The 26,517-nt window shown below is 43.1% G+C and carries 29 protein-coding genes; 15 read left to right on the top strand and 14 right to left on the bottom strand.

Translation table 11 applies throughout. The annotated features are described in order from the left end of the window. The first annotated feature begins 62 nt into the window (after positions 1-62). Entirely contained in the window at positions 63-668 is a 606-nt protein-coding gene (locus I6L24_RS14270) for a LysE/ArgO family amino acid transporter (RefSeq protein WP_071850386.1), read from the top strand. A 409-nt stretch (positions 669-1,077) separates the two neighbouring features. Then, positions 1,078-1,641 carry a YceI family protein gene (locus I6L24_RS14265; protein ID WP_005106431.1) on the top strand — a complete coding sequence of 188 codons (564 nt, stop codon included), beginning with the start codon at positions 1,078-1,080 and terminating at the stop codon, positions 1,639-1,641. 87 nt (positions 1,642-1,728) lie between these two features. Here I6L24_RS14265 and I6L24_RS14260 read toward each other — a convergent pair whose 3' ends face one another. The 5 genes from I6L24_RS14260 to dapD all read right to left on the bottom strand — a co-directional run bounded on the left by I6L24_RS14260 (position 1,729) and on the right by dapD (position 5,066). Then, positions 1,729-2,187 carry a peroxiredoxin gene (locus I6L24_RS14260; protein WP_138742572.1) on the bottom strand — a complete coding sequence of 153 codons (459 nt, stop codon included), beginning with the start codon at positions 2,185-2,187 and terminating at the stop codon, positions 1,729-1,731. Positions 2,188-2,269: 82 nt separating this feature from the next. Then, positions 2,270-2,683, bottom strand: a complete 414-nt coding sequence (locus I6L24_RS14255) for a hypothetical protein (RefSeq protein ID WP_005097581.1) — start codon at positions 2,681-2,683, stop codon at positions 2,270-2,272. 16 nt (positions 2,684-2,699) lie between these two features. Beyond that, positions 2,700-3,368 (bottom strand): 7-cyano-7-deazaguanine synthase QueC, encoded by a 669-nt coding sequence (queC, locus tag I6L24_RS14250; protein ID WP_148334605.1) that lies wholly within the window; start codon positions 3,366-3,368, stop codon positions 2,700-2,702. 34 nt (positions 3,369-3,402) lie between these two features. Further along, positions 3,403-4,113, bottom strand: a complete 711-nt coding sequence (gene queE, locus I6L24_RS14245; protein ID WP_148334603.1) for a 7-carboxy-7-deazaguanine synthase QueE — start codon at positions 4,111-4,113, stop codon at positions 3,403-3,405. A 131-nt stretch (positions 4,114-4,244) separates the two neighbouring features. After that, positions 4,245-5,066, bottom strand: coding sequence for a 2,3,4,5-tetrahydropyridine-2,6-dicarboxylate N-succinyltransferase (gene dapD / locus I6L24_RS14240; RefSeq protein ID WP_004645637.1), 822 nt, complete (start codon positions 5,064-5,066; stop codon positions 4,245-4,247). Positions 5,067-5,386: 320 nt separating this feature from the next. Between dapD and carO the strand changes: the two genes are divergently transcribed. Beyond that, a complete protein-coding gene (gene carO / locus I6L24_RS14235) occupies positions 5,387-6,115 on the top strand; it encodes an ornithine uptake porin CarO (protein ID WP_148334601.1) in 729 nt (242 codons plus the stop codon). Positions 6,116-6,170: 55 nt separating this feature from the next. Here carO and I6L24_RS14230 read toward each other — a convergent pair whose 3' ends face one another. From I6L24_RS14230 to I6L24_RS14195, 8 genes are all read right to left on the bottom strand, one after another. Beyond that, positions 6,171-7,373 (bottom strand): OmpP1/FadL family transporter, encoded by a 1,203-nt coding sequence (locus I6L24_RS14230; RefSeq protein ID WP_148334627.1) that lies wholly within the window; start codon positions 7,371-7,373, stop codon positions 6,171-6,173. Between the two features lie 120 nt (positions 7,374-7,493). Further along, the gene (locus I6L24_RS14225) at positions 7,494-8,417 is read right to left on the bottom strand and encodes a CysB family HTH-type transcriptional regulator (protein ID WP_148334599.1); all 924 of its coding nucleotides are present in this window, start codon (positions 8,415-8,417) and stop codon (positions 7,494-7,496) included. 53 nt (positions 8,418-8,470) lie between these two features. Next, the gene (locus tag I6L24_RS14220; protein WP_085064085.1) at positions 8,471-9,532 is read right to left on the bottom strand and encodes a sulfate/molybdate ABC transporter ATP-binding protein; all 1,062 of its coding nucleotides are present in this window, start codon (positions 9,530-9,532) and stop codon (positions 8,471-8,473) included. A gap of 11 nt (positions 9,533-9,543) precedes the next feature. Further along, positions 9,544-10,437, bottom strand: a complete 894-nt coding sequence (gene cysW, locus I6L24_RS14215; protein ID WP_004279077.1) for a sulfate ABC transporter permease subunit CysW — start codon at positions 10,435-10,437, stop codon at positions 9,544-9,546. Further along, the gene (gene cysT / locus I6L24_RS14210; protein ID WP_004279076.1) at positions 10,434-11,267 is read right to left on the bottom strand and encodes a sulfate ABC transporter permease subunit CysT; all 834 of its coding nucleotides are present in this window, start codon (positions 11,265-11,267) and stop codon (positions 10,434-10,436) included. The genes cysW and cysT overlap by 4 nt, the downstream gene beginning before the upstream one ends. An 85-nt stretch (positions 11,268-11,352) precedes the next feature. Further along, positions 11,353-11,958 carry an RBBP9/YdeN family alpha/beta hydrolase gene (locus I6L24_RS14205; protein WP_148334597.1) on the bottom strand — a complete coding sequence of 202 codons (606 nt, stop codon included), beginning with the start codon at positions 11,956-11,958 and terminating at the stop codon, positions 11,353-11,355. Between the two features lie 32 nt (positions 11,959-11,990). Beyond that, positions 11,991-13,004: a sulfate ABC transporter substrate-binding protein gene (locus tag I6L24_RS14200; protein WP_148334595.1), complete on the bottom strand. Its 1,014-nt coding sequence runs from the start codon at positions 13,002-13,004 to the stop codon at positions 11,991-11,993. A 175-nt stretch (positions 13,005-13,179) separates the two neighbouring features. Beyond that, positions 13,180-14,187 (bottom strand): sulfate ABC transporter substrate-binding protein, encoded by a 1,008-nt coding sequence (locus tag I6L24_RS14195; RefSeq protein ID WP_004645630.1) that lies wholly within the window; start codon positions 14,185-14,187, stop codon positions 13,180-13,182. A 159-nt stretch (positions 14,188-14,346) separates the two neighbouring features. On the opposite strand from I6L24_RS14195, the gene pabC reads away from it, so the two are divergent. The 4 genes from pabC (at position 14,347) to I6L24_RS14175 (ending at position 17,334) form a co-directional block, all read left to right on the top strand. Beyond that, positions 14,347-15,159, top strand: a complete 813-nt coding sequence (pabC, locus tag I6L24_RS14190; RefSeq protein ID WP_005103808.1) for an aminodeoxychorismate lyase — start codon at positions 14,347-14,349, stop codon at positions 15,157-15,159. A 1-nt stretch (position 15,160) separates the two neighbouring features. Beyond that, on the top strand, positions 15,161-16,219 hold the full coding sequence (gene mltG / locus I6L24_RS14185; RefSeq protein ID WP_148334593.1) for an endolytic transglycosylase MltG: 1,059 nt from the start codon (positions 15,161-15,163) through the stop codon (positions 16,217-16,219). 2 nt (positions 16,220-16,221) lie between these two features. Then, positions 16,222-16,821 (top strand): dTMP kinase, encoded by a 600-nt coding sequence (tmk, locus tag I6L24_RS14180; protein ID WP_005265770.1) that lies wholly within the window; start codon positions 16,222-16,224, stop codon positions 16,819-16,821. 96 nt (positions 16,822-16,917) lie between these two features. Beyond that, positions 16,918-17,334, top strand: a complete 417-nt coding sequence (locus tag I6L24_RS14175; RefSeq protein WP_148334591.1) for a PaaI family thioesterase — start codon at positions 16,918-16,920, stop codon at positions 17,332-17,334. Between the two features lie 109 nt (positions 17,335-17,443). On the opposite strand, the gene nadB is transcribed toward I6L24_RS14175, so the two are convergent. Further along, complete coding sequence (gene nadB / locus I6L24_RS14170; RefSeq protein ID WP_171488344.1) at positions 17,444-19,078, bottom strand: L-aspartate oxidase; 1,635 nt, start codon at positions 19,076-19,078, stop codon at positions 17,444-17,446. Between the two features lie 229 nt (positions 19,079-19,307). On the opposite strand from nadB, the gene I6L24_RS14165 reads away from it, so the two are divergent. From I6L24_RS14165 to I6L24_RS14130, 8 genes are all read left to right on the top strand, one after another. Then, positions 19,308-20,693 (top strand): Do family serine endopeptidase, encoded by a 1,386-nt coding sequence (locus I6L24_RS14165; RefSeq protein ID WP_129717233.1) that lies wholly within the window; start codon positions 19,308-19,310, stop codon positions 20,691-20,693. 120 nt (positions 20,694-20,813) lie between these two features. Further along, complete coding sequence (locus I6L24_RS14160; protein ID WP_004645622.1) at positions 20,814-21,266, top strand: acyl-CoA thioesterase; 453 nt, start codon at positions 20,814-20,816, stop codon at positions 21,264-21,266. Positions 21,267-21,516: 250 nt separating this feature from the next. Beyond that, positions 21,517-23,334, top strand: a complete 1,818-nt coding sequence (gene lepA / locus I6L24_RS14155; RefSeq protein WP_004731667.1) for a translation elongation factor 4 — start codon at positions 21,517-21,519, stop codon at positions 23,332-23,334. A gap of 20 nt (positions 23,335-23,354) precedes the next feature. Next, on the top strand, positions 23,355-24,182 hold the full coding sequence (lepB, locus tag I6L24_RS14150) for a signal peptidase I (protein ID WP_044112168.1): 828 nt from the start codon (positions 23,355-23,357) through the stop codon (positions 24,180-24,182). Positions 24,183-24,205: 23 nt separating this feature from the next. After that, positions 24,206-24,577: a DUF4845 domain-containing protein gene (locus I6L24_RS14145; protein WP_004645621.1), complete on the top strand. Its 372-nt coding sequence runs from the start codon at positions 24,206-24,208 to the stop codon at positions 24,575-24,577. Then, entirely contained in the window at positions 24,549-25,247 is a 699-nt protein-coding gene (gene rnc / locus I6L24_RS14140; RefSeq protein WP_148334585.1) for a ribonuclease III, read from the top strand. Before I6L24_RS14145 ends, rnc begins: the two co-directional genes overlap by 29 nt. Continuing rightward, positions 25,247-26,275 (top strand): GTPase Era, encoded by a 1,029-nt coding sequence (era, locus tag I6L24_RS14135; RefSeq protein WP_004279061.1) that lies wholly within the window; start codon positions 25,247-25,249, stop codon positions 26,273-26,275. The genes rnc and era overlap by 1 nt, the downstream gene beginning before the upstream one ends. 36 nt (positions 26,276-26,311) lie before the next feature. Next, entirely contained in the window at positions 26,312-26,509 is a 198-nt protein-coding gene (locus I6L24_RS14130) for an NF038104 family lipoprotein (protein WP_004645619.1), read from the top strand. The last annotated feature ends 8 nt before the right edge of the window (positions 26,510-26,517 follow it).

Below are 26,517 nucleotides of genomic sequence, written 5' to 3'. Positions count from 1 at the left end.
TAGTTTTAATTAATCGCATCCATTTTGTTGAATAATTCATTTATTCAAAAAAGGGGAATGTGATGTTCAGTTATATGGTGAGTGGTTTTGCTGTGGGAATGAGCCTGATTATCAGTATCGGTGCACAGAATGCTTTTGTATTAAAACAAGGTTTAAAACAACAGCATGTGTTCTGGGTCTGTGTGATTTGTGCCTTGTCTGATTCCATTTTAATTCTGCTTGGCGTACTGGGCTTTGCGCGCGTCATTGAACATTATCCGGATATTGTTATATTTTCTAAATATATTGGCGCAGGATTCCTATTTTATTATGGTTTGCACCATGCGATCAGCGCATTTAAATCAACAGAGGTTTTAGCACCAAGTGATCAGCTAACAGAGCATTTTCTACAAGTACTGATGATCTGCCTGGCTTTTACCTGGCTAAATCCGCATGTTTACTTAGACACAGTCATATTGATTGGATCAATTTCAACCCAATACGCCTTAGGAAAATGGTGGTTTGCTTTAGGTGCTGTCTGTGCTTCCTGGTTTTTCTTCTTTAGTTTGGGATATGGTGCAAAGATACTGACGCCTTGGTTTCAACATCCAAAAGCATGGAAAATACTGGATGCCATCATTGCCTGTACCATGTGGGGCGTCGCAGTGTCATTAATTCTCAGTATTTGATTCAGGCTACGAAAGCCGATAGATCGGTTAAGAGTTATCTAAGCGTGTCATTTTAGATAGTGATGGAGAATAGGCAGCGCAGAAAACAACTCTTTTCAGTACTGCAAGCACATAGATATTTCAATATAAATTGAACTTAAAATAAACGATCTGTCTTATATAAAAAATTTATAAAATCAGAATTTTATAAGATGAAACCAGTTTCCTGCTCGCCTAGCAGGGCCACTTATCAGAAAAAAATCAGCTCAAGTATTTTGTCCGTTAGTCATGAATGATTTTACAAAAACTTCAATAAACTGGTATAAAAATAACGAAAACCTGTTCGCTCAAAAAACAAGAAAATTTAGTTTCAGATTAAGCCGTGTACTTAAATCCGATCAATAAGAAATTAAACAAGGTGGATTTAAAATTGAAAACAACAATAAAAACTGGGCTCCTTAGCTTGGCGATCTGTTTAGCTTTGACCAGTCAGTCTTTTGCAAGATCATGGACCTTAACTCCCAAAAGTGATGTCGGTTTTGAGATTAAGTCGATGGGTCTTACTGTGGTTAAAGCCAAGTTCAATCAGGTTCAATCCACGATGCAGTTTGATGCTAAAGCACCGCAAAATGCCTCAACCCATCTGGTCATGGATGTAGAAAGTTTAAGCTTTAGTAAGCCGCTATTTAAACATATGATTTTGGGCGAAGACCTGTTTTATGTAGAAAAATATAAGACTGTAATTTTTAAAAGTATCCAGTTTAAAGACTTGGGTAATGGTAAATACAATGTTTTAGGTCATTTAACCCTGCGTGGTGTGACCAAACCTGTGATTTTTGAAACCACGTTTAAACCCAGTATGTCAAATGCCAACCTGCTTGATGTTCAGGCATCTGCCGTGATTAACCGTAGGGATTTTGGTATGAAAAAAGGAATTGCCGGGGTAGGGGATAAAGTTAATCTTCATCTATCAGGCCAGTGTGAAATGAACTAGGGTAGATATAAAATACTTGATGATATGAACGTTATTGTAAAAAAAGCTCGAATATTTCGAGCTTTTGTCTATACGATAAGCATGCAATTAAGCAGCTTGCAAAGCTTTTAAATCTTCCAGAACTTGTTCTGCATGACCTGCTGCTTTGACCTTACGGTATTCTTTGACCAGTTGGCTATTATGGAAAATAAAAGTTGAACGCTCAATGCCCATTACTTGTTTGCCATACATGTTCTTTTCTTTAATCACATCAAAGTGATTGCACAACACTTCTTCTTTATCGCTGATCAGGTTAATACTCAGGTTCTGCTTTTCAGTAAAGTTCTGATGAGCTTTTACCGAATCACGGGATACGCCAAGAATTGTGGTATTTAAAGCATCGAACTGATCTTTTAAACAGGAAAATCCTACTGCCTGAGTTGTGCAGCCTGGCGTAGAATCTTTAGGATAAAAATAAATCACCAGCCATTCTGTATTCAACTGGGTTAAATTGATTTCGCCTGTCGTCGCAGGAAAATTCTGGTCAAGCAAACTCATTTCAGACATAAAAACTCCTGTTTTCTCTAAATTTTTTCAAAAAAAATAAGCCACATTATAGTGGCTTATTTTATCAAAGAATAATCAGATCTTATTTCTTTGGTGCCGCTTGGGCTGATTTCATTGCTTCTTCAGTCAAAGTTTTCAGTTTGCCTGTTAACTGTGGACCAAAGCATGCTTGAAGATCTTTATTCTGCTTCTGTACAAAAGCTAAAGTGCCTGGGCTTTTCTTCTGGTTAATGGTGCTTTGAATTTCCCATTTTTGTGCATTGGTTAATTTTCCATCTGCTTCAATAGCACAACCACAATATTTGCTGACTTCAGCAGCCGTCAATTTTTTACTTTTGCCAGTTTCATTTTTACAAACATTGATCAATGCAGATTTTACATTGGTGCTTTTATAAGCTTGTTGTAATTTGTCATCAGCCGCTTGAGCCGTAGTTGCGAACATAGCAGCAGCTGAAACAATTGCTGAAAGCACGATGCTTGATTTTAAATTCTTCATAAACTCTACCTTGTTATTACGGTATATAACGTGTCGGGTCTTCAACACCTGCGTCCGCAAAACCCTGTTTACGTAAACGACAACTGTCGCATTTGCCACAGGCACGTCCTTGGTCATCTGCTTGATAGCATGACACCGTTTGACTGTAGTCTACGCCATGTTCAATACCTAAGCGAATGATATTTGCTTTGGATAAATGTAACAAAGGTGTTTCAAATTTGAGCGCCTGACCCTCTACGCCAACCTTGGTCGCAAGGCGTGCCATGTTGGCAAATGCGTCAATAAATTCCGGACGGCAATCCGGATAACCGGAGTAATCAACCGCATTAATTCCGATCACAATCGCTTCAGCTTCGAATACTTCTGCCGCGGCCAGAGCGTAAGACAAGAAGATTGTATTACGTGCCGGAACATAGGTAATCGGGATACCTGACTGTTCATGATCCGGCACGTCAATGCTATGATCGGTAAGGGCTGAGCCACCCAGATTACCCAGATCAATATTGATCACTCGATGTTCCACACCCGCACGTTGCGTTAAAGCCTTTGCTGCATCCAGCTCGGTGGTTGAACGCTGACCATATCGAAAACTGAGTGCGATACATTCATAGCGTGCCTGCGCCCAAGCCAGACATGTTGTTGAGTCTAATCCGCCAGATAACAGTACAATGGCACGAGGGCGCATAAGCTGATTCTCCAAAAAAATACTTTACAAAAAATTAACGACCAGTTTCATCATTCCATAACAACTTGTGCAGTTGTAACTGGAAACGAACAGGGAGATGGTCTTCTAAAATCCACTGAGCCAAATCACGTGCCAGTGGAGGTAAACAAACCGCACCTTTTTCGACCGCAAATGCAGGCGAAAACCAAACTGTACTCACTTTGTCTTGAAGTTGGTACTGTTCAAGCTGCTGTTTTGACCATTCATAATCTTCACGATTGCATATCACAAACTTGATTTGATCATGTGCAGTTAAATGATCGAGATTAGAAAGCAAATTCCGTGCAACTTCACCTGAAGTTGGTGTTTTTAAATCTAAAACTTTGGAAATACGCGGATCCACTTTGGACACATCTAAAGCGCCACTGGTTTCAAGTGAAACTTCACATCCTAAATCCGCGAGTCGCTGCATCAGGGGCAGGGCATTGGGCTGCGCCAGTGGTTCACCGCCGGTCACACAGACATAAGGGGTTTTAAAATCAAGCGTGGTCTGGATAATATCGTCCAGAGACTGACGCTCACCGCCTTCAAAGGAATAGGTGGTATCACAATAGCTACAACGCAATGGGCAACCGGTTAAACGGATAAATACTGTTGGCAGTCCTGCAGCATTGGCTTCACCTTGCAATGAATAGAAAATCTCCGTAATGCGTAAACCCGCAGACGGATCAGAGACAGGAATTGCGGAAGATCGAAGCGTATTCATAACAAAACTAACCAATGAAAAATAAATAACCGGGTATAAAAATAAAAATCCCTACGATTATTACTAATCGTAGAGACGAGGAGCGATTGAAGCTCCAAGGAACACGAATGTGTCCTCTAAGTTAAGACATCTTAGTCTTCGCGTAATAGATCGTTCAGGCTTGTTTTAGAACGAGTTTGTGCATCAACTTTTTTCACGATAATGGCAGCATACAAGCTATAAGTACCGCATTTAGATGGAAGGCTACCTGCAACAACGACAGAACCTGCTGGTACGCGACCATAATGAATTTCGCCAGTGGCACGGTCATAAATCTTGGTCGATTGACCAATGAATACGCCCATTGAAATCACAGAACCTTCTTCAACGATTACGCCTTCCACAATTTCAGAACGTGCACCGATAAAGCAGTTATCTTCAATAATGGTTGGATTCGCTTGAAGCGGTTCAAGCACACCACCAATACCTACACCACCTGACAAGTGAACATTTTTACCGATTTGTGCACATGAACCTACAGTTGCCCAGGTATCAACCATCGTGCCTTCATCTACATAAGCACCAATGTTGACATAAGAAGGCATCAAGATCACGCCTTTAGCCTGGAAAGAACCTTTACGTGCAACAGCAGGCGGTACAACACGTACGCCAGCAGCCTTGAATTGTTCTTCAGTCCAACCTGAGAATTTAGTCTCTACTTTGTCATAGAAACGAAGATCACAAGCTTCCATTGGTTTGTTGTCGTTTAATTTAAATGATAACAATACCGCTTTTTTAATCCATTGATGAACAACCCATTCACCATCGATTTTTTCAGCAACACGTAAAGTACCATTGTCTAGACCAGCAATTACTTCCTCTACTGCTTGACGAATTTCAGCAGAGCAATCTGCAGCTGTAAAATTCGCACGGTCTTCAAACGCTTGTTCAATGATTGTTGAAAGCTGCGACATGATCTTCCTTCCAGAAAAAAATTTTCTAGATTTTACACTATATTGCAGGAAAAATAGTTGAAAGCACTAAAAATAGATGAAAAATAGCCAGAAGTGTAGAAAGCGTGAAATTATTAAAGTAATAAGTGTACTTTTTCATTATGTTGAAATGTAGGAAAAGTGTTAGAAAAGGCTTGGTTCTCAACAAGAAAAATTAATTTGTATCAAAAAATAACAAAAGATGAGCAAAATGTGAATAAAAAATATTTTTTAAGTCCTTTATATTGAGCTCATCACGAATAACTAATGATGAAAAAAAAGTTCTTTTGAGGAGAGAAATAATGAAAGCTTTATATCAACTTTTAGCAGTATCCGTTCTAGCTGCCACAGCTGGATCTGTCATGGCTGCTGATGAAACAATCGTAACAGATGAAGGTGTGGCATCTTTTTCTTTCTTTAAACCCGCAGCTGTTCGTGCTGAAGTCGGTACTACCGGTTATGGTGGGGCAATTTCCTGGAGTGCTAACCCATATGTAGGTGTCACTTTAGGTTATAACGGCGGTGATATTTCCTGGTCGGATGATTTATCAATCAATGGTTCTGAATATGACCTGGATATGGACAACAACCTAACTTATCTAAATGCTGAAATCCGTCCTTGGGCGAACTGGTTCTATATGGCTGCAGGTGTAGCTTATGTAGATAATGATTATGATATCGACCGTCGTATCGGTGGTAGCGAAGGATTTACTGTGAATGGTACCGATTTCGTTGCAGGTACTGGTGGTGCACGTATTAATGGACAATTATCGTATAAAAATAATATTGCTCCTTATGTAGGAATCGGTTTCTCTCCAGCAATTACTAATCGCTGGGGTGTGTTTGGTGAAATTGGTGCCTACTATAATGGTAATCCAACCGTTAATTTAACCGCTTCTGGAACTGCTGTAACTACTGAACCTGGTAAGGATTTTCTTTCAGAAGTTGAACGTGAGGAACGCGAAATTCGTAACGACAATGAGTACGAATGGCTACCAGTGGCTAAACTTGGTGTAAGTTTCCGCTTCTAAGTTTCAGTCTTATAAAAAACGGGCTTCGGCTCGTTTTTTGTTTTTTAGAATAATTTTAAAAGTGATAACCCATTTTCAAACCTAGGATCCAGGCACTGTTATCGGAAACTGCGGATAAACCTGCAATCTGTGGCGTAATAGGTTCGGATGAGGAAATTTCAGGTTTTTGAAACTTTAAATAATATAGTCCAGTAGCAATATCCCAGGTTTCTTGAATCTTATAAAGATGACCTAGTCCGATACCCCAATAGCCATCACTCGGATTCAAGGTTGAAGCCGGATTTCCTGTACCAGAATCCCATATAAGCTCGATAGAATTTATGCCAAAAGATGGCCATTGATGGGCAAGTCCGATTTTTCCAGACCATTGATCCTTACGATAATCAATCATTCTAAAAGATTTTACTTCAGGGAACTGTAAGGCCGCATAGTCAATTACAGCGCCAAATTTAGGCGGCTGGATCACGAAATTTTGCCAGTTTGACCAACGCAGCGTGCCATAGAGCGCATTTTGATCAGTTAAAGCTGTCTGAAAATCCAAGTTCACAGACTGTGGAGTTTGAATTTCTGTATAAGGTGCTGGATTTGTACCTACAATAATGGATTCAGTGGTTTTATTGTGATGAGTAATTGCAGAACGATAGGTCAGTGCGGTTCTAAAAAAATATTCAGGAATCTGATAACTGATTCCTGCAAGCCAGCCCCAAGCGGGATCTCGTTCAAATGTGGCTCGATAACCATTGAATATATAAAATGTCTGCCCGGATAAATATAAATTTCCCTCTAAGCTTTGATAACTTAGCCCTGTATAAAAATTCCAGTTATCGTTTGGTTGAAAGCCAATTAATGAGGTCAAATTATGGCTCTCAAACTGAATAGTAGCAGCCTCAATTGGAAGCGCTGCACCTGCAAAAACAGGATCATAATGATAAGCGATATCTATAGAATAAGGCTGATCGTAAATCAGTCCCCACGACACTTGAGGATTCAACTGGAATTTTAATGCGGCATTGGAAACCCATTGGTTATGGGTAAGATTTCCTGTAGAAAAATCGGTGATGCCTAATTGTTGCAGCTCTTCGGTATGTTGTACCTGACCGCTGATATCAGGGCGAACCCAGGCCAATGAAACTTCAGCATAATGATTTTTTTCAAAAAACGATTGAATGCTTTGGTTAGATTGTTCAAACGCTGCTGCATAACCTGACCCGGAGAAAAACAAGCCCATGGAGAAAAGAGCAAATTTATGATTGATCATCATGGTATAATTCAACTTATTATGTACGTGATTATGCTTGATATTTATATTCTTTATCTACTCAAAAAATAAAAAAGAGGCCATGTAGCCTCTTTGATTAAAAACTTAAAATAGTGCACTTTATTCGTCTGGATAGGCGACTTTTTTCAATGCCTTAATATCTGCGTCTGGTGAGCAGAGGGAAATAAACTCGTAGCCATAACCGCGTAATAAATGACCTTTACGCACTGCAATCCAGGTGGTATTTACGCCGAAAATATCGGTTTCAATCTGCTTTAAACGGTAATCACGCTCCGGGTCATAGGCCACATCGTTGACAATGCCGATGCCCATATTCATTTCTACATAGGTCTTGATGACATCGGCATCAAGCGCGGACATCACAATATCTACATCAAAACCGGCTTCTTCAAAGGCGGTATCAATCTTGGAGCGACCGGTAAAACCACCATGATAAGTAATAATCGGGTAGTGCGCCAGATCTTCGATGAGCACGTGTTCTTTGCTTGCCAGTGGATGATTCTGCGGGGTAATAATACTGTGTTGCCAGTTATAGTAAGGCACGCTGGCCAGATTATCTTCAGTGGTGAGTGCTTCGGTCGCAATACCGATATCCGCTTGACCTTGCAGTAGCATTTCCGTGATTTCAACCGGGCTGGCCTGTTGCAAAATCAAATGTACTTTAGGGAATTCTTTTTTGAATTGGCTGACAATTGGTGGCAACACATAACGCGCCTGGGTATGCGTCGTGGCAATCGTCAATGTGCCTTCATCGACTTTATTGAAATCATCGGCCAGACGTTTGATATTGTCGGCATCGACCAGCATGCGTTCCACAATGCCTAAAAGTGCCTGACCTGGTTCGGTTAAGCCCAGTAGACGTTTACCTTTACGGATAAATAACTGCACCCCCAGTTCATCTTCCAGATCTTTAATATGCTTACTTACCCCGGACTGTGAAGTATAAAGCGCAGCAGAAGCTTCAGTTAAATTAAAGTTTTGTCTAACCGTTTCTCGTATAATTCTTAATTGTTGGAAATTCATAATTCTCTTACCCTAGAAGAGGATGGGGCATTTTAAAGCCCCATCTTTTGATCTTAAGCGACCTGGTTTTCAAATAAATGCAAATTCACCGCACTTAACCAAACAGTTTGATTTGGGCGGAATTGATGCGCTCTCGCTTCATCAGGCGTCAGTAAAATTTCAATCAGATTGCCTTGACGGTCATTTAGCTCAGCAACTACTTTACCCGCGATCCATAATTCACGAATGAAGGTCGCCTGAATGGCATTGTCGTGTGGCTGTGCATGGATGCGTAGTTCATCTGGACGTGCGAATAAAATCACTTCACCTTGAGCGGCATTTTTTGCACCCTCAAATTGAATGCGGTCTTCGCCGAGCTGGATGATGCCTGCATGGTTCTGACCTTCAAAACGGTTCGCCTGACCCAAAAAGTCGAATACAAATGGAGTTTTCGGGGTTTCATAGACTTCACGTGGAGATCCGATCTGCTCTACATTACCTTTGTTCATTACTACGATCTGATCCGCAACTTCAAGCGCTTCTTCCTGATCATGAGTCACGAAGATCGAAGTGATATGCAGTTCGTCATGCAGGGTACGTAACCAACGACGCAGTTCCTTACGGACTTTGGCATCCAGTGCGCCGAAAGGTTCATCCAGTAATAATACACGCGGTTCAACTGCCAAAGCACGTGCCAGTGCAATACGTTGACGCTGACCACCAGAAAGTTGAGCTGGATATCGGTCAGCCAGGAAACCGAGCTGAACCAAGTCGAGTAAACGTGTCACACGTTTTTTAATTTCCGCTTCCGATGGACGAGTTTTGCGCGGACGAACACGCAGACCAAAGGCGATATTGTCAAATACTGTCATATGACGGAACAGGGCATAGTGCTGGAATACAAAGCCAACTTCACGCTCACGCACATGCACATTGGTGGCATCCTGACCTTCTAAAATCACTTGGCCGCCATCCGCAGATTCCAGACCGGCAATAATCCGTAGCAAAGTGGTTTTGCCACAGCCGGATGGGCCAAGAAGTGCGACCAGTTGACCATCTGGAAAATCCAGCGAGATATTTTTCAGTGCATGGAATGCACCAAAGTGTTTTTCAATATTTTGTACTTGAATACTCATGTGGGCATTCCTTAAGAAACTGTTGAATCTTCATTACGTTTGTCTTGTTTTTCCTGGCGCAGTTCCACCCATGTTTTTAAAATCAGGGTTACAATTGCGAGGAGAGCCAGAAGCGAAGACACGGCAAACGCAGCACTAAAGGTATATTCGTTATAAAGAATTTCGACGTGTAGCGGTAAGGTGTTGGTTTCACCACGGATATGGCCGGAAACCACCGACACCGCACCAAATTCACCCATAGCCCGCGCATTACACAGAATCACGCCGTAGATCAGACCCCATTTGATATTGGGCAGGGTCACTTTCCAGAAAGTCTGCCAGCCAGATGCACCGAGTACAATCGCAGCTTCTTCTTCTTCGGTCCCTTGTGCTTCCATTAACGGAATCAGCTCACGTGCAACAAAAGGTACCGTAATGAAGATAGTCGCCAGGACAATCGCAGGCACCGCATAAAGGATCTTGATATCATGATCCATCAGCCAGGAGCCCATCCAGCCTTGGGTACCAAAAATCAGCACCAGCATCATACCCGCGATCACAGGTGAAACCGAGAAAGGGAGATCAATAATGGTGGTCAGGAATGATTTCCCCGGAAAGTTGAACTTCGCTACAGACCAGGCTGCCGCAACACCAAATACGACGTTGAGCGGTACTGCGATTGCAGCCGTCAGCAAGGTAAGTTTTACTGCCGACAGAGTATCCGGATGCACCAGCGCTTGGGTATAAACGCCAACCCCTTGTTTAAAGGCTTCAACAAAAACCAGAATCAAGGGCAGAATCAGGCAGCTTAAAAAGAAGATTAAGGCAATAGTGAGCAGCGTATAACGTACCCAAGTTGGCTCACGGGTTGCATCACGGGATTGCAACTTTTCAGCCAGCGCATTGCTGTTGGTATTTAAACTCATCGCGCAGTTCTCCCAGTACGACGGCTGGCCCATGCCTGTAATAAGTTAATCAGGAATAGCATCACGAAGGAAATCAGTAGCATGACGACAGCAATCGTGGTTGCACCAGCATAGTCATATTCTTCTAAACGAGAAATAATCATTAAGGGTGCAATTTCCGTTTCAAAAGGCTGGTTACCGGCAATAAAGATGACCGAACCATATTCACCGACACCACGGGCAAAGGCTAAAGCGAAGCCAGTGATCAGCGCAGGCAGCAGAATTGGGAAAATCACTTTGGTCACAATCTGAAAACGGTTGGCACCCAATGCAGATGCAGCTTCTTCCAGTTCGGTTTCCAGATCGCTAAGGACTGGCTGAACCGTACGCACTACAAAAGGCAGACCAATAAAGATCAATGCCAGTGTAATACCAATCGGGGTATAAGCGACTTGAATGCCAATTGGTTCTAAATATTGACCAATCCAGCCGGTCGGTGCATATAAAGAGGTCAGGGCAATACCCGCAACCGCAGTGGGTAAGGCAAAAGGCAAATCTACCAGAGCATCGACAATACGTTTGCCCGGAAAGCTGTAACGTACCAGACACCACGCCAGTAACAGGCCAAATACTACATTGACCAGTGCAGCGACAATGGCTGCGGTGAAGCTTAACTGCAATGATTTCAAGATACGTTCAGAGCTCAGGATTTCCCATAAGCCATCCCAACCAATGCCCAGTGATTTAATAAAAACAGCTGACAGCGGGATCAAAACGATTAATGACAAATACGCTAGGGTAAAGCCTAGAGAAAGACCAAATCCTGGCAGCACTCGGGATCGCTGCGACATGATTACTCCTCAAAAGAGAGAATGCTGATTAAAAATAACCAGCGAAATTAGAAAATAAATTTGGCACAAGCATAGTTTGCAGCGACTAAAATGCAAATTTAAAATAATACTTGCTCTCATCAACTTTGCTGATATGGCGCATAGGGTTTTCTGAAATCAGATATTGTTCAATTTCAGGAAAAGGGCCAAAACCAGAAGCGACATTGACATGACCGACTGCGCCCAGATTGATCGGTTTGATTTTCCAAGCTTGGGCCAGTATGTGCGCATCTTCAAAACTTAACCAGGGATCATTTTCACTGATCAATAACGTGGTGGACACCTGAAGCTTGAGCTGTTGAAAATAGGTGCTGTAGTCAGTCTGACTGTCGCGCGCAAAACCATTTTCCCCAAACCGTGCCGGATTAGCCGGTGCCACCAATAGCAGATTTTTTACTTTTGCATTGAGTTCCGGATGTCGGGCAAGGGCCGCAATACTGGTCAGACAGCCAAAGCTGTGCGCGACAATCTGAACCTCTGCTGGAATGGCTTGCAGAGTTTTGACAAATTCTGCCACCCAGACATCCAGTACCGGATGATTCCAGTCCTTTTGCTGCACACGGGAGCATCGCATCAGCCGGTGCTGTAAGCAGGTTTGCCAGTGGTTATATTCACTGCCACCTACACCGGGAACGATAAGCGTATGAATCATGTCGATGCTCCTGTATCAATCAGCCTGGAGGATTATTTCGCGCTGTTGGCTTTAACGATCTGGTCAAATACACCACCATTTTCAAAGTGAACCTTTTGTACTTTGTTCCAGCCGCCAAATTCCTGATCAACCGTCACCAGTTTTAATGGCTTAAATACTTGGCTGTATTTGGCCAGTACTTTGGCATTACGTGGACGATAATAATGTTTACCTGCCAGGTCTTGACCCAATGGCGAATACAGGAAGTTCAAATAACCTTGAGCTAAGTGCTGGTTGCCTTTTTTCTTGGCATTTTTTTCTACAATCGCCACCGGTGGCTCAGCCAGAATCGACAGAGAAGGGGTAATAATTTCAAACTTGCCCGGCTGTTCGCGAAGGGCTAAATGCGCTTCGTTTTCCCATGCGAGTAAAACATCCCCAATGCCACGTTCAGCAAAGGTCGTGGTTGAACCACGTGCCCCGGAATCCAGAACTTTGGTATTTTTATAAATTTTACGAACAAATTCTTGCGCAGTCTTATCGTTGCCGCCCGCCTGATGTTTGGCCCAAGCCCAAGCCGCCAGATAATTCCAGCGTGCACCGCCTGAAGTTTTCGGGTTTGGGGTAATGATTGCTACGCCCGGTTTGACCAGATCACCCCAGTCCTTAATCTCTTTCGGATTGCCTTTACGCACCAGGAACACGATGGTTGAAGTATAAGGCGTCGAGTTTTGCGGCAATTTCTTCTGCCAGTCCGCAGGTAACAGTTTAGCTTTTTCTGCCAGCACATCAATATCGGCAGCCAATGCTAACGTTACGATATCTGCATCCAGACCATCAATCACGGCACGTGCCTGTTTGCCTGAACCGCCATGCGATTGCTTGAAATTGATTTTTTGACCGGTACGGCTTTCCCAATATTTGCCAAAATTCTTATTTACATCTTCATACAGTTCACGGGTCGGATCATAGGATACATTGAGAAAATCACGTGCTGCTGCACCAAATGAGGTTGCCGAGATAACAGCTGCTAAAACCCCAAGTTTTAATGTGTTTGAAATGCTCATCTGGACTGAATCTCTGATATGTTCTGTAACATAAGCGCAGAATAAACTTATTCTTTATGCATAAAAAATAATTAAAAATGAATTTTATATGAAAAAAAGAGATAAATAAGCTCTTAAGTGTTTGAAATAAGAATGGCCTTATGAATAAAGGCCATAATGAACTGCATTTAAAGTATTATTTTGCGTGATTGGCTTTGACAATCTGATCAAACACACCGCCATTGTCAAAATGCTGTTTCTGAACCTTGGTCCAGCCACCAAATTCTTTATCAATGGTGACCAGTTTTAAGGACTTGAATACGGTACTGTATTGCTTTAATACATTCGCATTACGTGGACGGTAAAAGTTTTTCGCCGCCACAGTCTGTCCAGCAGGTGAATAGAGGTAATTTAAATAGGCTTTGGCCAGATGTTCATTACCATCTTTCTTGGCATTTTTTTCTACGATTGCCACGGGTGGTTCAGCCAGAATAGACAGAGAAGGAGTAATGATTTCAAATTTTCCCGGCTGTTCGCGGACGGCCAAATGTGCTTCATTTTCCCAAGCCAGTAATACATCCCCAATCCCGCGTTCAGCGAAAGTCGTGGTAGCACCACGTGCACCCGAATCCAGTACTTTGGTTTGTTTGTAGATTTGACGGACAAAGTCTTGTGCTTTGGCATCATTGCCACCTTTCTGGTGTTTGGCCCACGCCCAGGCAGCCAGATAATTCCAGCGTGCACCACCTGAAGTTTTTGGGTTCGGGGTAATAATGTCTACGCCTGGTTTAACCAGATCTCCCCAGTCTTTGATTCCTTTTGGATTGCCTTTACGTACAAGAAAAACGATGGTTGAAGTATAGGGTGTCGAATTCTGCGGGAATTTCTTTTGCCAGTCTTTAGGCAGCAAACCACGTTCTGCAATTTCATCAATATCTGCTGCCAGTGCCAGTGTTACAACATCGGCATCCAGTCCGTCAATCACGGCACGTGCCTGTTTGCCTGAACCGCCATGTGACTGTTTATAGTTAATATCCTGACCGGTGGTTTTTTTCCAGTATGCGCTGAATTCCTTATTGAAATTGTCATATAATTCACGAGTCGGGTCATATGAAACGTTTAGGAAATCTTTTGCAGAGACACTAAAAGCGCTTGCTGATACCAGTGCTGCCAATACCCCAATTTTTAATTTACGAATGCTCATTTTTTCCTCAAGTTTTTTAGCTTTTGTTAGATGAGGCAAGAATAGCTTGAGTTTTTTTGCATAAAAAATAATTAAAAAAGAATTGGATGTGAGTAAAAGAGATATATAGGTGAAGCCTGGATATTACTGTTCAATTTATATTTTAGAGACCGTAAAAATATGCTGTATTTAAAAAATGCCCAACGTGTCAGTCATATAGAGGTGCTGGATCGTGGCTTTCATTATGGTGATGGCTGTTTTACTACGGCCCGGATTCGACATAACCGGATTGAATTGTATGATCGTCATTTGACACGTTTGCAAAACAGCAATCAGAGCTTAAGCCTGAATGCCAATCTCGATCTGATCACGGAAAGTTTACAGCTTCTCGGGGAATCAGAGGGTAAGCTGAACGGGACATTAAAGATTGTGCTCAGTCGTGGAGTGGGTCAGCGCGGTTATAGTTTGCCGGATCATCCCGCAGATCTCTGGCTGTTTTATTATCCTCAAGACATACAGGATTTTAAGTTTGAACAGATTCAAAGTGGCGTATTGCAGCAGGCAGTGGGATTGACTATGCCCAGTCTGGTTGGACTGAAAACCCTGAACCGCCTGGAGCAGGTTTTACTGAAACAGGAAGCAGATCAACGCGGCTGGCCTGAGGCAATAGTGACAGATGTACAAGGTGGCATTGTCGAAGGGGTGAGCAGTAATTGTTTCATTCTTATAAAGAATACATGGATTACGCCAGAACTCCGTTATAATGGCGTCTTCGGTGTCATGCGTGCAGAAATTCTACAACGTATGCAAGATCAGGGTATTGTCTATGAGCAACGATATATCGGTATGGATGAAATTTCCCATATTCGGAGTCTGTTTTTCTGCAATGCACTCAGCCCGATGAAAATTGTCACACAATTTGAGCAGCGCGCCTTGGATGGCAATGCTTGTATTGAACTTTTTAACCGTCTTCGATTAAACCAGATGTCTTAATATGTCAGCTTCCAAACCTAAAGCCAAAAAGAAAAATAAAGCGAGATTCTCCTCATCTTTCAAAGGAATTGCCTTAGTCCTGATTGGTATTGCTTTGATCTTGGCGTTAATCCTGAAAAGCAGTTTGTGGAAGGATTATCCTGTAGAAGGAAAAAAACAGCTGCTCGCGATCGAATCTGGTCAAACCTATTCCGGTTTTATTGATCGTCTGGCCACAGAAGATCAGGTGAGTTTCCCGATTATTCTCAAGCTGTATCAGCGCATCATGATTCATGACACCATGAAAGCGGGCGTGTATGAAGTGCGTCAGGGCATGAGCATCCGTCAGGTTTTGGAGATGATTTCCGATGCAGACAATGCACAGATGAGCCGGATTCTGGTAATTGAAGGCACGACCTTTAAGCAACTGATTGGTGCTCTGAAGAAAAATGATCTAGTTACTAAAGAAGTGCTGCATCTGCCTACCGCGCAATTACTCAAAGAATTGAATATTCCGTTTTCACATCCTGAAGGGCTGTTTGCACCGGATACTTATTTCTTTGCCAAAGGTGAAACTGACCGTAAAATTCTGACCAATTTGTATCAACGCCAGATGAAAGCACTGGATGAGGCGTGGGCGAAACGTGCAGCTGATCTGCCATATCAGAATAAATATGACGCGCTGATCATGGCATCGATTGTTGAAAAAGAGACCAGCGTGGATCGTGAATTAAAACAGGTTTCTGGGGTATTTGTACGCCGTTTAAAAATTGGCATGCGTTTACAGACCGATCCAACAGTGATTTATGGAATGGGTGACAGCTATAACGGCAATATTACCCGCAAGGATTTACGCACACCGACACCGTATAACACCTATACCATTTCAGGTTTGCCACCAACGCCAATTGCCTTGCCAAGCAAGAAAGCCATTGAAGCAGCCATGCACCCAGATAATTCTGACAATCTGTATTTTGTTGCTACCGGTAATGGTGGACACAAATTCACGAGCAATCTGAATGACCACAATAAAGCCGTACAGGAATATCTGACGATTTTACGCTCGAAAAATAAGGAATGAGTATGTTTATTAGCTTTGAAGGCACAGAAGGTGTAGGTAAAACCACGCTCATTCGTTCGATCTATGAAGGTTTTATCGCACAGGGTAAGGACGTTATTCTCACCCGAGAACCGGGGGGAACACCAATGGCCGAGCAGATTCGCTCGCTGTTGCTAGCTGTGAACCATGAAGAAACCATGGCACATGATACCGAGCTGTTATTGATGTATGCAGCGCGTGCCCAGCATCTGGCACAAGTGATTCTGCCTGCATTAGAAGCGGGGAAAATTGTCCTGTGTGACCGTTTTAGCGATGCCAGCTTTGCCTATCAATGTGCAGGTCGGGGTTTGAGCGAAACCAAGTTGCAGTTACTCAATGAGCATTTTGTGGCACGTATGCCGGACATCACGTTCTGGTTAGAAGCACCGATTGAACTGGGGATGAACCGAGCACGTGAACGCGGTGCGCTAGATCGCTTTGAGCAGGAGAAAGTGACTTTCTTTGAGAAAGTGAGAGCAGGCTATGAAAGCTTGTGGCAACGTCATCCTGAACGGATTAAACGTCTGGATGCAACTCAAACCCCTGAGCAGGTATTTGAACAAGCCTTAAGTTATTTAAAATAAGCTTGGAATTAAAATACTTTTTATTTAATTTTTCTCTAGGTTTATTTGTGAAGAATCTTCTATATTAAGGCTGATATAGAAGATTTTTTTAATCATATGAAAACGACCAAAACTGAAATAGAACAATTTTTAAAACAAGAATTTCCGCAAAGTCTGCAGAAGTGCCGGATTGAAGACGTTTCTCCGTGTGGAGCGACTCTGCTTTATCAGGTGAGATCAGAAGAATTGCGTCCAGGCGGCACAGTTTCTGGCCCAACCATGATGACCTTGGCGGATTTTGCTCTTTATGTCGCTATTCTGGGTGAAATTGGATTGGTCGGTTTGGCTGTCACGACCAATCTGAATATCAACTTCTTACGTAAACCTTCAGGTGGAACAGATATACGGGGAGAGTGTAAGCTGATCAAGGTCGGCAAGGCACTGATCGTGGGAGAAGTCTGGATTTATTCGATAGATAATGAAGAACCTGTGGCGCATGTGACTGGAACATATTCAATTCCACCACGACGTTAATTAGCTGAAAAATAGAAGACTGATTGTAAATAGCCTAAGCTAAATTTGAGCAGATAAAAATTTAAAAAGAAAAGGAGATATCACCCAAGAATGTTATCTCCATCCACTTTTAACAATTCACCAAAGGTGTTTCCACTTTAAAATTTGGTGGGACGAGGACCGTTTTGCGTAGTTCTGGTAGCAGCTCGGGATAATCCAAGGTGAAATGCAGACCGCGAGATTCTTTGCGGTGCATGGCACAGCGCACGATCATCTCGGAGACTAGCACCAGATTACGTAGCTCGATCAGGTTTTTGCTGACCTGGTAATCCTGATAATACTCGGTAATTTCTTTTTTCAGCATTTCAATACGATGTAGCGCACGTTCCAGACGTTTGGTGGTGCGAACAATGCCAACATAGTTCCACATGGTCTGACGTAACTCATCCCAGTTTTGCAGAATCACCACATCCTCATCGGGGTTGGTTACCTGAGAATCATCCCAAGTTGGGACTGCAGGAGCTGGCTGATCGGCCTTAAAATTTTCCTGAATGTGCTTGGCTGCACTCATCCCATAGACAAAACATTCTAAAAGTGAGTTACTTGCCATTCGGTTAGCACCATGTAGGCCAGTATAAGAAGTTTCCCCAATTGCATAGAGTCCGGCAATATCGGTCTGGCTATGTTCATCGACCACGACGCCACCGCAGGTGTAATGGGCTGCCGGAACCACTGGAATCATGTCCTTGGTAATATCAATACCCAGTTCAAGCAGACGGGCATACAGGGTAGGGAAATGCTCTTTGACAAAGCTTTCATCTTTATGGGTAATGTCCAGCCAGACATGACGAATACCGAGACGCTTGATTTCATAGTCGATAGCACGTGCCACGATATCACGCGGTGCAAGTTCAGCGCGTTCATCAAAACGCAGCATAAAGCGTTCACCATCAGGCAGGCGCAGATAAGCGCCTTCGCCACGCATTGCTTCAGTGATCAGGAAAGAACGTGCTTGTGGATGATAAAGGCAGGTCGGGTGAAACTGGTTAAATTCCATATTGGCCACCCGGCAGCCGGCACGATAGGCCATAGCAATACCATCACCCGTGGCAATATCCGGATTTGAAGTATATAAATAAGCTTTCATGGCACCGCCACAGGCTAGGGCGGTAAATGGGGCCAAGAAGGTATGCACTTTTTCAGTTTGTTCATCCAGGGCATATAAACCCAGAGCACGATTATTACCGTCTAAACCGAGCTTTTGTGAACAAATCAGGTCAATCGCAATATAATTTTCAAAAATTTTAATATTCTGTTTTTCTTGAGCGCGTTGTACCAGAGTAGTGGAAATGGCACGACCCGTGGCATCGGCCGCATGAATAATTCGGCGCTGTGAATGACCACCTTCACGGGTGAGATGTAACTGTTCCTGTTCATCCAGGGTAAATTGCACACCGTGTTTCAGCAGGAAATCAACCGAGGGTTTGCCACCTTCTACCGTTTGTTTAACCGCACCCATTTCACACAGTTGTGCGCCTGCAATCATGGTGTCATCAATATGCTGTTCAATCGAATCCATTTCATCCAGGACTGCGGCCACGCCGCCTTGAGCATAAAAAGTACTGGCATCTGTCAGGGTGGATTTCGCCAAGACTGCAATATTAAAATGATCTGGGAGCGATAAGGCTAAACTCAAACCAGCACCGCCACTGCCCACAATAATGACGTCAAATTGATGGGTAAGGGATAAATTAGACATGTCCATCAGCTAATTTTAAAAAAGTTTGGTAATAACAGCGCTTTTTTGTACAAAAGGCAAGCGTTGAAGTGCTCATTTATTGATGAAAAAAATTAATCAAAGCCTTAACTTAGGGTTTTGATAATGAGATATTGTCCAGAGCGACGTTTTGAAACATATTATTACTTAAACTTTAAAGTGTTTGTGATAAAACCTATTTACATAAATTTATCAACAATTTGAGTGAATAATTTATATGAAAATTCTAGACTTAAAAAAAGGATTATTTGCAGCGACCCTCACCATGAGTGCTGCACAGTTGCAGGCGGTCACGCCGGTTGATTTTTCAAATCTGGTCGAGCAGGTCAGTCCTGCGGTGGTCAGTGTCAATGTCGTTAAAAAAATGAGCGAAGAAGAGCTCTTACAACAACAAGTACCGGAAATTCTTCGTCGCTTTTTCGGCAATCAGGTGATTATTCCGCAGCAGCGTATGCCACAGGAAAAGACGGGTTATGGCAGTGCATTCTTTATCAGCAAAGATGGTTATCTGCTGACCAATCATCATGTGGTTGAGGATGCTTCCAAAGTTACAATTACCTTGAATGACCGCCGTGAAATTGATGCCACTGTCGTTGGTAGTGATGCACGTACCGACGTAGCTTTGCTGAAGGTAAATGGTTCAAATTTCCCAGAATTACGGACGGGTGATGTGGGGCGCTTACGTGTTGGTGAGCCTGTACTCGCCATTGGTTCGCCATTTGGTTTTGATTATTCCGCTTCTGCCGGAATCGTCAGTGCCAAAATGCGGAATATGATGGGTGAAACTGCAGTACCTTTCATCCAGACCGATGTGGCTCTAAACCCAGGTAATTCCGGTGGTCCTCTGTTTAACCAGCGTGGTGAAGTAGTCGGTGTCAATTCACGGATCTTTAGTGGAACCGGTGGGTATATGGGTTTGTCCTTCTCGATTCCGATTGATGTCGCGATGGAAGTTGCTGATCAGCTGAAGAAAAATGGTAAAGTGACTCGCTCTTATCTGGGCGTAAGTTTGCAAGATATCGACCGTAATCTGGCAGAGTCTTATAATCTGCCTAAACCTGAAGGTTCCCTGGTAACTCAAGTTGCACCAAACTCACCGGCTGCACGTGCAGGTCTGCGTGCCAGTGACGTCATCTTAAAATACAACGGTACCCCAATTTCACGTACCAGCGAGTTGTTGAACTATCTGAACCGTACTGCACCCCAGCAGCAGGTACAGCTTGAAATCTTGCGTGATGATAAACGTCGTAGTATTGCAGCGACTTTAAGTGCGGCACCAGATGATACGCCAGCAAAAGCAGGCACACAGGCACAGCCGAACAAAGGGCCGGTAATCGGGGTTTCAATTCGTGATCTTAGTCCGGCAGAGCTGGCGCGGTTAGAAATTAAAGGCGGTGTGGTGATTCAGGATGTACGTCCAGGTGGTATTGCTGCACAGGCACGAATCATGCCGAATGACGTGATCACCCAAATTAATAACCAGACAGTACTGAATTCAAATCAGTTTGTGCAAGAGGTGTCTGAACTGAAAAAGGGTAGCATCGCGCGCGTGACCTTGATTCGTCAGGGGCAGCTTGCGGTGGTCGGGATGCGTATCTCATAAAATTGCTAGATTTTTGTGAAAGACCGCTTGTATAAGCGGTTTTTTATTTTTTGCAATTTACCCCAGCGATAAATTCGGTAGACTCTATAGCCTTAAAATCATGGAAAGGATAACAGCAAAGTGAGTGGTATTTTTGATCTTTCTTTAAAGGTACAAGCCAAACATATTGATGGTTTGGGTCATGTGAACAATGTGGTCTATGTGCAATGGATGCAGGATGTCGCATCAGCTCATATTGAAAAACTGGGCTTGGGACTCAAGCAATATGTAGAGCTGAAACATGCCATGGTCGCAGTTGAACATCAGGTGCAATATCGCAAGGCAGCTTTTGAAGGAGACGAGATTATTCTGCGCACTTGGCTGAATGATATCAATGCCCTGTATTCCTTTAGACAATACGCATTTTATCGACCACAGGATCAGACCCTGTTGTTTAACGGCAGTACGCAATGGGCTTGTATCGAAATGGCCACGGGGCGTCCAAAACGTATGTCACCAACTTTTACTCAGGCTTATCAGCCACTTTCAGAGCATGTAAATCCTTTTGACTTTTCAACTTTACATCTGGATTAATGAGGCAACATTTTCCAGTTTGATCAGTACACTTTGATAATATTGAGGAAGAAGTGGAGCTGGGGAGCTATTTTCTAATCATGGTGATCCAGATTTCATCTGACTGAGGTGTACGCGACCTAGGGAATAAAGGAAAAAATATAATTCTTTTTCTAGATCACCATTCTGCTATAATCCTTCGCAATTTCTATTCGGCTTTTGTTATGTAATATTTTTAAATTACATAGCGTGTTTTTTCTCAAGGTAACCCATGGCGCAAGCTAAAAAATCTGTTGATATTAAAAACATTCGTAACTTCTCGATTATTGCGCACATTGACCACGGTAAATCGACCCTAGCGGATCGCTTTATTCAAACTTGTGGCGGTTTGCAAGATCGTGAAATGCAGGCTCAAGTCCTTGACTCAATGGAGCTTGAGCGCGAACGTGGGATTACCATTAAAGCCACTTCGGTAACCTTGTACTATACTCATCCCAACGGTCAAGAGTATCAGTTGAACTTTATTGATACACCGGGACACGTCGACTTCTCGTATGAAGTATCACGCTCGCTCGCTGCCTGTGAAGGTGCTTTGCTGGTTGTAGATGCAGCACAGGGTGTAGAAGCACAGTCTGTTGCCAACTGCTATACCGCAATTGAACAAGGTCTGGAAGTACTTCCGGTACTGAACAAGATCGACTTGCCGCAAGCTGAACCTGAACGTGTGATTCAGGAAATTGAAGACATCATCGGGATTGAAGCCACAGAAGCGCCGACCTGTTCTGCAAAAACAGGTTTGGGTATTGAGGGTGTGCTTGAAACACTGGTCAATGTAATTCCTGCACCTGAGGGTGATCGCGAAGCGCCGTTACAAGCCCTGATTGTAGATTCATGGTTTGATAATTACCTGGGTGTCGTTTCTCTGGTACGTGTCAAGCAAGGTCGTGTGCGTAAAGGTGACAAGATGTTGATTAAATCAACGGGTCAAACGCATATTATTACCTCTGTAGGTATCTTTAACCCGAAACATACTGAAACCGGTATGCTGGAAGCGGGTGAAGTTGGCTTTGTGATTGCTGGTATTAAAGATATTTTCGGCGCACCGGTCGGTGATACGATTACCTTGGCAGCGACGCCTGAAGTTGCAACATTACCGGGCTTTAAAAAGGTGAAACCGCAGGTTTATGCCGGTCTATTCCCGATTGATGCCAGCGATTTTGAACCTTTCCGTGAAGCTTTGCATAAGCTACAAATCAATGACTCGGCCTTGTTCTTTGAACCTGAAAGTTCAGATGCGCTCGGTTTTGGTTTCCGTTGTGGCTTCCTGGGTATGCTGCACATGGAAATCGTACAGGAACGTCTGGAACGCGAGTACGATCTTGACCTGATTTCTTCTGCACCAACCGTAATTTATGAAGCGGTGATGAAGAATGGCCAGACCATTTATATCGACAGTCCATCCAAAATGCCTGATGGTTCAACGGTTGAAGATTTACGTGAACCGATTGCTGAATGTCATATCCTTGTGCCGCAAGAATACCTAGGTAATGTCATGACATTGTGTGTTGAGCGCCGTGGTGTACAAAAAGACATGAAGTTTATGGCGAATCAGGTTTCCATTACTTTCGAAATTCCAATGGCCGAAGTGGTCATGGACTTCTTTGATAAATTGAAGTCTTGTTCACGTGGTTTTGCATCACTCGACTATAACTTTGTCCGTTTTGAAAGCTCATCTTTGGTAAAAGTTGATGTCTTGATCAATGGGGAAAAAGTCGATGCCTTGGCGATGATTTGTCACCGTAATGATGCACGTCATCGTGGTATTGCACTGGTTGAAAAAATGAAAGACCTGATTCCGCGTCAAATGTTTGATGTCGCGATTCAGGCAGCGATTGGTGCACAAATCATTGCCCGTTCGACTGTAAAAGCGATGCGTAAAAACGTATTGGCGAAGTGTTATGGTGGTGACGTTTCACGTAAGAAAAAACTTCTGTCTAAACAGAAAGAAGGTAAGAAACGCATGAAACAGGTGGGTAGCGTAGAAATCCCGCAAGAAGCGTTCTTAGCCGTATTAAAAGTCGAACGCTAAAATAATAAGGATATAAGCCCATGGATTTTGATTTTAATTTGATTCTTGTGCCTGCGACCCTGTTTTTTGTCACAGTGTGGTTGCTAGACAAGTTTGTTTTGAAGCAAAGACAAACCCGAGGCAAAGGCCATGAGAATTTCATTATCACTTGGGCTTATGACTTTTGGCCGGTACTGACCATTGTGCTGGTACTGCGTTCGTTTTTATATGAACCTTTTAATATTCCATCCGATTCGATGGTGCCGACGCTGGAAACCGGTGATTTTATTCTGGTGAATAAATTTGACTATGGCATCAAACTGCCTATGGTCAATACCAAAATTATTGATACTGGCAGTCCGGAACGTGGCGATGTGGCGGTATTCCGTTATCCACCGCAACCGACCATCAGTTATATCAAGCGTATTGTCGGCTTGCCAGGCGATCATATTGTTTATGATCATGGCCAGTTGAGCATTAATGGTGAAAAAGTAGCGAAAGTTCCAGTAGAATTTAGCCGCGAAAAAGACCGTTTAGATACTCCAAATGCCATTTATCATAAAGAAACCCTGGGTGAGCATACCTTTACCATGCGTGAGCTGGAAGGCGTAAATGTCGCTCGTCAGGCACCTTTTATTAACTATTTGGAAAATGGTAAATATTCAGGTGAAAATGGTTTATATTGGGAAGTGAAAGTACCAGAAGGTCATTACTTTGCGATGGGGGATAATCGCGATCAGAGTGCTGACAGTCGTTTCTGGGGGCTTGTTCCGGAAGAAAACTTAACAGGTCGTGCCTTCTATATCTGGATGCATAAAGAACCTGGCTTTAAATTGCCATCGTTTGGTCGAAACGGAACAATCGATTAATTGTTTCAATCAGGAAAATAAAAATGAGACATCAACAAGGTGCTTCTTATATTGGGGTTTTAATTGCAATCGTGGGCTTTGCATTTCTTGCAAAAGTGGCGATTGCGGTGTGGGGACCATACTTCGATGATCGTATGGTCGATGGTGAGATTGAGGCGCTGTTAAAAAGTGCTCCAGCCAATATAACGCCAGAAACATTCCGTCAACAGATGAGTCAGCGTTTAGAAATGAATAATATTCGTGATCTGAAGTTTGACGAAATTGCCAAAGTCACCAATACCGATGGTTTACAGGTGCACAAGAATTATGAAATTCGTAAAAATTTCATAATGAATATCGATTTAGTGATGAAGTTTGAGAAAGAGTTTGATCAAAGCACAGTCAAAGCTAAATGATGAACGTCTTGCCAAACGGATCGGCTATCAGTTTAAACAGGCTGATTTGCTGAAACTGGCATTGACTCATCGTTCAGTCAGTCATAAACACAACTACGAGCGCCTGGAATTTCTGGGCGATTCTCTTTTAGGGATGATCATTGCGAATTATCTTTTTAATGCCTATCCAAGCGAAAATGAAGGCCGGTTAACGCGTATGCGTGCGACCCTGGTTCGTCAGGAAGCATTAGGAAAAATCGCCAATGATTTAAAACTGAGTCAGAATTTAATTCTCAGTACCGGTGAATTGAAATCTGGCGGTCATCATCGTGAGTCTATACTGGCAGATACGGTAGAAGCGATTATTGGCGCAATCTATGTCGACTGCGGTGATCTCACCGTGCTAGAACCGATTGTGTTAAAATGGTACGAGCCATATTTAGATCATATTGAGCCGACAGATCAGCTTAAAGATCCTAAATCTCGCTTACAAGAGTATTTACAAGCACGTAAGAAACCTCTCCCAGTTTACGAGGTTGTAGATATTCAAGGTGATGCACCCAATCAGCATTTTAAAGTGGAATGCCAGATTGCGGGATTGCCGACCATGCAAGGCGAAGGCGTGAGCCGGCGTTTTGCTGAACAAGCCGTTGCGGCGGATATTTTGAAACTTTTGGAGCATAAGTCTTAATGACTACTCATTCCGATCACATTGATGCTGATCACGAGTCGCAAAGCGACAGTCACGACCTTATTAGTCAATTTTTTAGTGCACAAGGCACCGAAATCCCATCGGATTATCGCAGTGGTTTTGTTGCCATTGTAGGTCGCCCGAATGTGGGTAAATCTACCTTAATGAACCATATTCTGGGTCAGAAGCTTTCAATTACCTCACGTAAACCGCAAACCACACGTCATAAAATCGTGGGGATTGATTCACGTGAAAAATCTCAGGCGGTATTTGTTGATACACCGGGGATGCATAAAAAAGAAGTCCGTGCCATCAATAAAATGATGAACCGTGCGGCACATTCGGCTTTGCGTGATGTAAACCTGGTTTTATTCGTAGTGGATGCACAAAAGTGGACGCCAAACGATGACCTGGTTCTGGAAAAGCTGAAAAATGCTGAAATGCCAGTGATTCTGGTGATCAACAAGCTCGATACTTTTGAAAACAAGAACGAAGCTTTGCCGCTGATTCGTGAACGCGAAAAGCTGATGAACTTTGCGGAAATCGTACCGGTATCTGCGCTTCGTGGTGCCAATCTTGAACATTTACGTGACACGATTGCCAAGTATCTTCCGTTCCAGCCACCACTATACTCACTGGATCAACTGACCGATCGTTCAGAGCGTTTCCTGGCGTCTGAAATTATCCGTGAAAAGATCATGCGTCAGCTGGGTGAAGAGCTTCCATACGATTTGACCGTTCAGATCGAATCATTCAAAACTGAAGAGCCGGTCTTGAATGAAAAAACGGGTCGTATGAAAGCTGCCTGTACCTATATTGATGCCACGATTTTTGTCGATCGTCCGAGCCAAAAAGCCATTGTGATTGGCGAGAAAGGTGTCAAACTGAAGAAAATCGGTATGGATGCGCGTCTCGACATGGAAAAAATGTTCGAACAGAAAATCATGTTAACCCTTTGGGTGAAAGTCAAAGGTGGCTGGTCTGATGATGAACGTGCATTAAAAAGCTTAGGTTATAGTGATATCTAAGCGATAAGCTTGATAAGACCCTTCGAGGAATCTGTGATGATGAAAGTGTTGGCAGTGGTTGCATGTGTTTTATTTCTGCAAGGCTGTATTCATAAAGTGGTCACGGTTCCTGTTAAAGTGGCTTATAAAACCACAAAAGTCGCAGTCAAAGGCACTGCGGCTGTTGTGGGTGCAGTGATCCCGGATGGGGATGACGAAGAAGATGATAAAAAATCAAAAAAAGATAAGGATTAAAGTGCCCG

This window comes from Acinetobacter lwoffii (assembly GCF_019048525.1).
Classification (GTDB): Bacteria; Pseudomonadota; Gammaproteobacteria; order Pseudomonadales; family Moraxellaceae; genus Acinetobacter; species Acinetobacter lwoffii_K.
Note: the sequence above shows the minus strand (reverse complement) of the source record. Positions and strands in the feature narration are given on the sequence as shown.

Bases quoted from the DNA above. Each gene is read 5' to 3' on its own strand.
- I6L24_RS14270 (WP_071850386.1), top strand. From the start codon at position 63: ATGTTCAGTTATATGGTGAGTGGTTTTGCTGTGGGAATGAGCCTGATT.
- I6L24_RS14260 (WP_138742572.1), bottom strand. From the start codon at position 2,187: ATGTCTGAAATGAGTTTGCTTGACCAGAATTTTCCTGCGACGACAGGC.
- I6L24_RS14255 (WP_005097581.1), bottom strand. From the start codon at position 2,683: ATGAAGAATTTAAAATCAAGCATCGTGCTTTCAGCAATTGTTTCAGCT.
- queC (WP_148334605.1), bottom strand. From the start codon at position 3,368: ATGCGCCCTCGTGCCATTGTACTGTTATCTGGCGGATTAGACTCAACA.
- queE (WP_148334603.1), bottom strand. From the start codon at position 4,113: ATGAATACGCTTCGATCTTCCGCAATTCCTGTCTCTGATCCGTCTGCG.
- dapD (WP_004645637.1), bottom strand. From the start codon at position 5,066: ATGTCGCAGCTTTCAACAATCATTGAACAAGCGTTTGAAGACCGTGCG.
- carO (WP_148334601.1), top strand. From the start codon at position 5,387: ATGAAAGCTTTATATCAACTTTTAGCAGTATCCGTTCTAGCTGCCACA.
- I6L24_RS14230 (WP_148334627.1), bottom strand. From the start codon at position 7,373: ATGATCAATCATAAATTTGCTCTTTTCTCCATGGGCTTGTTTTTCTCC.
- I6L24_RS14225 (WP_148334599.1), bottom strand. From the start codon at position 8,417: ATGAATTTCCAACAATTAAGAATTATACGAGAAACGGTTAGACAAAAC.
- I6L24_RS14220 (WP_085064085.1), bottom strand. From the start codon at position 9,532: ATGAGTATTCAAGTACAAAATATTGAAAAACACTTTGGTGCATTCCAT.
- cysW (WP_004279077.1), bottom strand. From the start codon at position 10,437: ATGAGTTTAAATACCAACAGCAATGCGCTGGCTGAAAAGTTGCAATCC.
- cysT (WP_004279076.1), bottom strand. From the start codon at position 11,267: ATGTCGCAGCGATCCCGAGTGCTGCCAGGATTTGGTCTTTCTCTAGGC.
- I6L24_RS14205 (WP_148334597.1), bottom strand. From the start codon at position 11,958: ATGATTCATACGCTTATCGTTCCCGGTGTAGGTGGCAGTGAATATAAC.
- I6L24_RS14200 (WP_148334595.1), bottom strand. From the start codon at position 13,004: ATGAGCATTTCAAACACATTAAAACTTGGGGTTTTAGCAGCTGTTATC.
- I6L24_RS14195 (WP_004645630.1), bottom strand. From the start codon at position 14,187: ATGAGCATTCGTAAATTAAAAATTGGGGTATTGGCAGCACTGGTATCA.
- pabC (WP_005103808.1), top strand. From the start codon at position 14,347: ATGCTGTATTTAAAAAATGCCCAACGTGTCAGTCATATAGAGGTGCTG.
- mltG (WP_148334593.1), top strand. From the start codon at position 15,161: ATGTCAGCTTCCAAACCTAAAGCCAAAAAGAAAAATAAAGCGAGATTC.
- tmk (WP_005265770.1), top strand. From the start codon at position 16,222: ATGTTTATTAGCTTTGAAGGCACAGAAGGTGTAGGTAAAACCACGCTC.
- I6L24_RS14175 (WP_148334591.1), top strand. From the start codon at position 16,918: ATGAAAACGACCAAAACTGAAATAGAACAATTTTTAAAACAAGAATTT.
- nadB (WP_171488344.1), bottom strand. From the start codon at position 19,078: ATGGACATGTCTAATTTATCCCTTACCCATCAATTTGACGTCATTATT.
- I6L24_RS14165 (WP_129717233.1), top strand. From the start codon at position 19,308: ATGAAAATTCTAGACTTAAAAAAAGGATTATTTGCAGCGACCCTCACC.
- lepA (WP_004731667.1), top strand. From the start codon at position 21,517: ATGGCGCAAGCTAAAAAATCTGTTGATATTAAAAACATTCGTAACTTC.
- lepB (WP_044112168.1), top strand. From the start codon at position 23,355: ATGGATTTTGATTTTAATTTGATTCTTGTGCCTGCGACCCTGTTTTTT.
- I6L24_RS14145 (WP_004645621.1), top strand. From the start codon at position 24,206: ATGAGACATCAACAAGGTGCTTCTTATATTGGGGTTTTAATTGCAATC.
- era (WP_004279061.1), top strand. From the start codon at position 25,247: ATGACTACTCATTCCGATCACATTGATGCTGATCACGAGTCGCAAAGC.
- I6L24_RS14130 (WP_004645619.1), top strand. From the start codon at position 26,312: ATGATGAAAGTGTTGGCAGTGGTTGCATGTGTTTTATTTCTGCAAGGC.